Source organism: Delftia sp. (genome assembly GCF_059499305.1).
The window spans coordinates 82,931-89,982 of sequence record NZ_JCABYI010000012.1 but is presented as its reverse complement, the minus strand read 5'-3'; the positions used below and the strand labels follow the sequence as shown (position 1 = coordinate 89,982).

The window sequence follows — 7,052 nt, the reverse complement described above, 5'->3', positions numbered from 1 at the left end:
GGCCATGGATACTGGTCTTTTGCGTGTAGTGCCGTGAACGACGCATGCCTCTGGTAGGAGGCGGCCGAGTGCCAGCGGCACTACTACGAGCGCCGCCGCCGTGACCTGATGGCGCGGCACGACTGAGGCGGGCGCGACGCCTAGAAACTGTCCCAGTCGTCATCGGCCGTGGAGGCCATGGCGATGGGCTTGGCGGCAGCCGGTTTTGCCGAGGCAGCCGACGCGGCCGGGGTGGCAGGCTTGGCAACGGCAGGCGGGGCGGCTTGGGGCACAGATGCCTTGGCCGCGCCGGGCGCCAGCGACGGTGCACGGGGCGCCGCCTGTGCCTGGGCATTGCTGCCGCCCTGCAACCGGAAGACCGAGACCACGCGCACCAGTTGATCGGACTGGTGGCGCAGGCCGGCGGCGGCGCCGGCCATTTCCTCGACCAGGGCCGCGTTCTTCTGCGTGGTCTGGTCGATGTGGGTGATGGCCTCGGCCACCTGGGCGACGCCGCTGTTTTGCTCGGCGCTGGCGTGGCTGATGTCCGAGATGAGCTGGGTGACCTTGCGGATTTCCTCCATGGCCTGTTCCATGGTTTCCCCGGCAAACGCGGCCTCCTGGTTGCCGGTGTGGATTTCAGCGACGCTGTGGCTGATGAGCTGCTTGATTTCCTTGGCGGCCTCGGCGCTGCGGCCTGCCAGGGCGCGCACTTCCTCGGCCACCACGGCAAAGCCGCGGCCATGCTCGCCCGCCCGGGCCGCTTCCACGGCGGCGTTGAGGGCGAGGATATTGGTCTGGAAGGCAATGCCGTCAATGACGCCGATGATGTCTGCAATCTTCTTGCTGCTGGCGTCTATGCCCTGCATGGTCTGCACGACCTTGCGCACGGCCTGCCCGCCTTCGGTGACGACGCGCTGGGCCTCGCGCGTGATGCGGTCGGCCGATTGCGCGTGGTCCGCGTTGTGGGCCACGGTGGAGCCTAGTTCCTCCATGGCGGCGGCGGTCTGCTCCAGCGCGCTGGCCTCGCTTTCGGTGCGGGCGGCCAGGTCCTGGTTGCCCTGGGCGATTTCCGCGCTGGCCAGGGCCACGCTGTGGGCCTGTTCGTTCACGCTGCCGACCACGCGGGTCAGGCCCGTGCTGGTGGTGTTCATGGCTTCCAGCAGGTGGCCGATTTCGTCATGGCGGTCGCTGTGCACGCGCAAGGTGAGGTCGCCATCGGCAATGGCGTAGGCCATGTGGCTGGCCTGCTTGAGCGGGCGCACGATCATGCGGCGGATGAGCCAGAACCATGCCGCCGACAGCAGCAGCACGGCGCCCAGGCCCATGAGGGCGAACTGCAGGATCAGGCTGCGGGTCTCGGAGACGAATTCGTCCACGTAGGCGCTGGTGGCGATGACCCAGTTCCAGGGCGCGTAGTGGCTGAAGACGACCAGCTTGTCGCGGGGCTGCTCCTCGCCCGGGTTGGTCCAGGGATAGGCGATGCTGCCCTGCTTGCGGTCCAGCATGTCGCGGATGAAGAAGCGGCCGTCGCCGTCCCTGGACTCGCTGATGTTTTTGCCCTCCATGGCGGGATGCACCACCAGCTGGCCGCGCTGGGGGCCGTCTTCGGCGTTGAGCACGAAGTAGTAGCCGGTCTGGCCGACCTTGAGCGCGCGGATGGAGTCCTTGAAGTGCTCCAGCAGTTGCGAGAAGTCCTGGCCCACGAAGGCAATGCCCACGGTGGCGCCCGCCGCGTCCTTGAGCGGGCGGTAGTGCGTCATGTACTGGCGGCCGAACAGATGGGCCAGGCCCATGTAGCTTTGGCCGGCCTGGATGGCGGCGTAGGCGGGGTGGGCGCGGTCCAGGCGGCTGCCCAACACGGCCCCGCCCTTGTCATCCTTGTCGTTCTTCAGGGTGGTGGCAATGCGCACGAAGTCGCCCTGCCCCTGGGCCGCGAACACGGTGGCCACGGCGCCGGTGCTGCGCGTGAAGGCCTGCAGCTGCGCATCGTTGCCGTTGAGCGGCTGGCCGTCCAGGCTCAGCACCGGCTCGCTGCCGCCGGTGTCCAGGCTGAGCGTGCCCTGCAGGCTGTGCGCCAGGCTGTCGGCCAGGAACTGGGTGCGCTGGCGCAGCTCCTTGTCGTTGGACTCGATGAAGTTGTGCAGCGTCCGTATGCCCTGCTGCATGTCGCTGTTCATCCTGGACTGCAGGGACTTGCTGACATCCCAGGCAATGCCCAGGACCAGCAGGCCCAGGATGGAGGCGACCCAGACGAAATTGGTGATGGACAGTTTGGTGCCCAGCCCTTGGCGGCGCCAGAAACGTTGGCCGATGTGCATTGATGCATCTCCTGTGCGGCGTAGGGCGCCGCTGTTGTGTGCGCACAGGCGGGGAATGCCTGCGTGCCAAGCCATGCTGACCAAAGTCAAGCCCTGGTGATTCATGGGCCGAAGCGTATCGACGCTGCCGCATGCGGGATTTGAGATGGGTCAAGGAAGTAACCAAGTGTTGCAACGACAGCGTCCGGCCCATCGCGCCCCGGCTTCGGCCAACGCCCGCCAGAACGGCTGGGGCGACAAACAGGCGCATGACAACGATGCCGAGGTGGCGGGCTTTGTCACCGAAGCCGCCAACGTGCGCTACCTGGAGACCGAGCTGGCGCTGGAAGGTGGCATCCACGCACGGCGCAGCAGCAGCCGCGTTGATGCGCGCCGTGCGGCAATAAGAATCGTCTTAGCCTTGGCTGCGCAAGGCCGGGCAAGACTGGAGAGCGGTATATCGATCCGTTTTTTCCAGAAATGCAGCCAAAGAGAACGTCCCAGAAACTATGCGACCCGTGCTACGAATTGCTGAGCAATACAAGCCTGTCAACGCCCCACCCCGGACTGAGGTTCCGCTTTTATTCACTGGAGCAGGATGCCAATTTCGTGAACTATGGCTGCGTGCATTGCCAGGCACCCCTGGCGATGAAGACAAGCCGGCGCGGGGCACTTCTGGGGTTTCGCCTGATGCCGTCCGAACCGCACTATCGCCTGGGCGAGGGGGACGCCGAGGGCGGCAGCCAGGCGCAAGGCCAGGTGCTGGAAGGTTGACCGGCTGGTGCAGCCCGCAGGCCGGTCAGTCGAAGAGATGGTGCTCGGCGCAGAAGGCGGCCAGGTCCTGGTTGCTGTCCACGTTCAGCTTGCGCATGGCGGAGTTCTTCTGGAGGCTGACGGTCTTGACGCTGCGCCTCAGGCGTGCGGCGATTTCCGTGATGGATTCCCCCTTGGCGAAATGCCTGAGGACTTCGAATTCACGCGGCGAGAGGTTGTTGGCGCGTTCGCTCAGGAAAACCGTCCTCTCCTGCCTGGGCGTGCCTGCCTGGAACGAGGGCGAGTAGTAGCGCGTGTTGAGGCGCACGCATTGCAGCGCCGCCATGATCTGGCTGAGCGGATCTTCCTTGAGCAGCACGCCGGCGACGCCCGCGTCATACAGGGCCGAGATGATCATGGGATTGGAGACGGTCGTCAGCACCAGCACCTTGATGTGCGGGAAATGGCGTATCAGGTAGTCCACGTAGCGCAGGCCGTCTCCGTAGAGGTCATCGCCCGGCATGGAGTAGTCGGTCAGAACCACGTCCAGGGGGTTCGATCTGGCGTATTCCATCAAGGACGACGGGGTATCGAACGTGGCCACGACCTGGAGGTTGGGGTCCTGCTCCAGGAAGTCCTTGACGCCAAGCAGGACCACGGCGTGGTCGTCCACGACAGCAATGCGCAGTTTCAGTTTCATGGGATCGCAAGCAAAGGGTTAGGGCTGGGGCAATTGCGCCATCATGGCGCGAAGGTCGGCCAGGAGGTCGTCCAGCAGGACTGACAGCGCGGCCTGCAGGCCGGGCTCCGGGGCGCCGTTCAGGAGCCGCTCCTCCAGCGCCTGGGTGCGGGCGGCAAGCTCCTGCATCCTGGCCAGCAGCAAGGCGCCGCGCATGCGGTGCAGGGCCTGGGCGGCCAGGTCGGGCCGGCGCTCCTGCAGGCCGCGGGCCAGCATTTCTATGTCGTCGTTCATGCACTGCACGAAGACCTGCCTGTGCGTCTGCAAAACGTTGGGCTCCGACAGGGCCGGGGGCGGGGGAATGTCCGCCGCCGCAGCGCCGGCCTGGGCAGGCGCCGGACGCAGGCGTTTTCTCGGCGCGAACTTCTCCAGGGTGCGGACCAGCGTGCGCAACTGGATGGGCTTGACCAGCCAGGCATTCATGCCGGCGTTCAGGCAGCGGTTTTCCTCGTCCAGCATGGCATTGGCGGTCACGCCGACGATGGGGCAGGCAACCCCCTCCGAACGCAGCCGCTCGGCGAGTTCGTAGCCGTTGAGGTAGGGCATGTTCACATCCGTCAGCACCAGATCGTGCGGGCTGATGTCCCACAGCGCCAGCGCCTCCTCCCCATCGTCGGCGACCGTGACTTCGCAGCCCAGGCTCTCGAGCTGGCCGCGCAGCGTCACCTGGTTGACGGGATTGTCCTCGGCGACCAGCACGCGCAGGTCGAACAGGGGCAGATCGGTGCCGGCGCTGGCAGAGCGCTGCGCACCGCCAAGCACCTGCACAATGCCCTGGCCGATGCTCAGGACGTTGTGCCCGTCGATGCCCCGGTTGTCCGGCGAGGACAGGTTCAGGTGCCGCCCCTTCCACTGCGGCGCGGGGCTGTCCGCCGGCAGCAGGACGTCCAGCAGCAGCTCATCGTCATGGGCCGCCACCGGGGCGGCTGCCGCCGCGCGGGCCTGGCCGCCCCAGCGCCGCAGCCAGGCGCAGATGTTGTCCGTCAGTTCCGGGTGGGGGGTGCGCACCGCGATCCGGGCGCCCTGCAGCGCGGGAGCCTCCTCCTGCTCCTGCTCCTGCTCCGGCCCCTGCTCCTGCTCCTGCGCGACGGTCTCCAGCCCCAGCTCGAACCAGAACCTGCTGCCCAGGCCGGGCTCGCTCCAGACCTCGATGGAGCTGGACATCATCCGGGCCAGGCTCCAGCAGATGGACAGGCCCAGGCCCGCTCCACGGGCGGTGCGGCTGCTGTTCTTGACGAGATAAAAGGGCGTGAAAAGCTCGCCATGCAGGGATTTTTCTATGCCCACGCCCGTGTCGCAGACCTCGAACACCAGCCGGGCCTGCGAGGCCGGGCCCGGCATGCTGCGCAGGCGGACGATCACATGGCCGGCCTCCGTGAACTTGATGGCGTTGCTGATGAGATTGCCCAGGATCTGGCGGATGCGCACCGCGTCGCCCAGCACCGACTCGGGCACCTGCGCGTCCACGCTGGAAAACAGCAGCAGGCCGTTTTGCTGCGCCATGGCGGCGTAGGAGCTGGTGCAGTTTTGCACCAGCTCCCGGGGATTGAAAGGGGCCTTTTCCAGCTGCAGCTGGCCGGCCTCGATCTTGCTGGTGTCCAGGATGTCGCTGATGATTTGCAGCAAGATGGACGAGGACGCTTCGATACGGTCCACGTATTTGCTCTGCAGCTGGGTGAGCTCGGTCATGCCCAGCAGCTCCAGCGTGCCCAGCGCGCCATACAGCGGCGTGCGGATTTCGTGGCTCATGGTCGCCAGAAAGGTGGACTTGGCCTCGTTGGCCTCGTCCGCCGCGATTCTTGCCCGCTCCAGGTTGCTCTCGATCTCCGCGCGCGCGCTGACGTCGGCAAAAATGCACAGCGTCACATCCTGGCCGAGGTAGCGCGTGGGCGCATAGGCCACATGAAGCGTCCTGCCCTGCTCGGTGACCAGGCGCTCCATGGTGCCTGCGGCCCGGGCATGGACAATCTCCTCCAGTGCCGCCTTGTTCTCCGGCGAGCCGGGACGCAGGTAGCCATCGGCCGAGTGCAGCCACTCCTGCACCAGCGAGTTGCTGAAGATGATTTTCCCGCTGCCGTAGGCCACAAGGCAGATGGCCACGGGAGCGGTTTCGATCAGCGTCCTGTTGAATTCATTGCTCTCGACGATGACCCGCTGCGCCTCCTGCGCGGGCGCAATCACCTTGCGGTTGAACCACCGGGTATAGGCAACGCCGGCCAGCAGGCTCAGCAGCAGGGCCAGCACCAGGCCGGCAGAAGGGGCGAACAGCCTGCCCTGGAAAAAGGTGGCGTAGTCCACCTGGTAGTAGCCGGTCCACCGGCCGGAGGCATCCTCGGTCTTGAGGATCAGGCCATTGCGCGTGTACTGCATCCCCGTGTCGTCCACCTGCGGGACGGGGCCGGTGCCCATGAGCACGCCGAAATCCCGGTGCTCCAGCCAGAAAAGATGCCTGGGCAGCGTATGGATGGTTCTTTCTATGGCGCTGATGCGCTGGCGGCTGAAAAGGATGGCGGCGTAGATCGGGCTTGTGGCGGCTTCGTCGCCGGCTTCGAGATGGCTTGAAAAGCCGGCGGCGACCATGCCGATCATCTTTTCCGGGAACTGGGGCGACCGGAACCAGACGATTTCCTGCGCCGGCGCCGTGGAGCCTGCGCCCGGCCGGGCATCGGCGGCCCTGGCCCGCAGATGCGCCTTGACGGCGGCAATCGTGCTGTCGAACATTTCCTGCGTGACGCTCTCGTTGCCGATGGGCACGTCGATGGCCGGCACGCCGATGCTGATCGCCCCGTCCTCCTTGGTGAAGAAGGCAGCGGCTGCCGGGAAGTAGGAGCCTGCCCAGAAGGAGGAATAGCCTGCGGCCAGGGAGCTGCCCAGCGAGAAAAGCCGGTCCGGGAGCGTGTCGCAGGCCACGCGCGCAGCGCATTGCAGTGAAAAGGGAATGCCGCCGATGGCCTCGCGGCCACGGAACATGCGGTAGTCCGCCTGCGCAGGAGCGGGCACGTCGACGATGGTGGCTATCCTCTGGTCCGGCAGCGCTTTCCAGGACTCGTTGCGGCCCTTGAGCCGCCGAAGGAAGATTTCCTGCTCCTGCAGCGAGCCGACGATGGCGGAGAAGTTCAAGGCCAGGCGCCCCTGCTCCTGCTCGAAGATCCTCTCCGAGCCCCACAGCAGCACGGCGATGAGGAAGATCGCCAGGGGAAGCGCTCCAAACAGTACCCGGTTCTGCCAGCGTGTGGTGCGTGTGATCTTGCTGAACGGGGAGTCGGGCATGGACGCCTTGC

The 7,052-nt window shown here is 66.3% G+C and carries 5 protein-coding genes; 2 read left to right on the top strand and 3 right to left on the bottom strand.

Annotated features, from left to right (window positions below):
- Window positions 1-140 precede the first annotated feature (140 nt).
- Entirely contained in the window at window positions 141-2,300 is a 2,160-nt protein-coding gene (locus AC5I49_RS09255; protein WP_495789233.1) for a methyl-accepting chemotaxis protein, read from the bottom strand.
- A gap of 103 nt (window positions 2,301-2,403) precedes the next feature.
- Between AC5I49_RS09255 and AC5I49_RS09250 the strand changes: the two genes are divergently transcribed.
- On the top strand, window positions 2,404-2,814 hold the full coding sequence (locus AC5I49_RS09250) for a hypothetical protein (protein ID WP_495789232.1): 411 nt from the start codon (window positions 2,404-2,406) through the stop codon (window positions 2,812-2,814).
- Between the two features lie 74 nt (window positions 2,815-2,888).
- Entirely contained in the window at window positions 2,889-3,053 is a 165-nt protein-coding gene (locus tag AC5I49_RS09245; protein ID WP_495789231.1) for a hypothetical protein, read from the top strand.
- Window positions 3,054-3,078: 25 nt separating this feature from the next.
- Here AC5I49_RS09245 and AC5I49_RS09240 read toward each other — a convergent pair whose 3' ends face one another.
- Together AC5I49_RS09240 and AC5I49_RS09235 are read right to left on the bottom strand one after the other, a co-directional pair.
- A complete protein-coding gene (locus AC5I49_RS09240) occupies window positions 3,079-3,732 on the bottom strand; it encodes a response regulator (RefSeq protein WP_016448158.1) in 654 nt (217 codons plus the stop codon).
- A gap of 18 nt (window positions 3,733-3,750) precedes the next feature.
- Entirely contained in the window at window positions 3,751-7,041 is a 3,291-nt protein-coding gene (locus AC5I49_RS09235; protein ID WP_495789230.1) for a hybrid sensor histidine kinase/response regulator, read from the bottom strand.
- Between the last annotated feature and the right edge of the window lie 11 nt (window positions 7,042-7,052).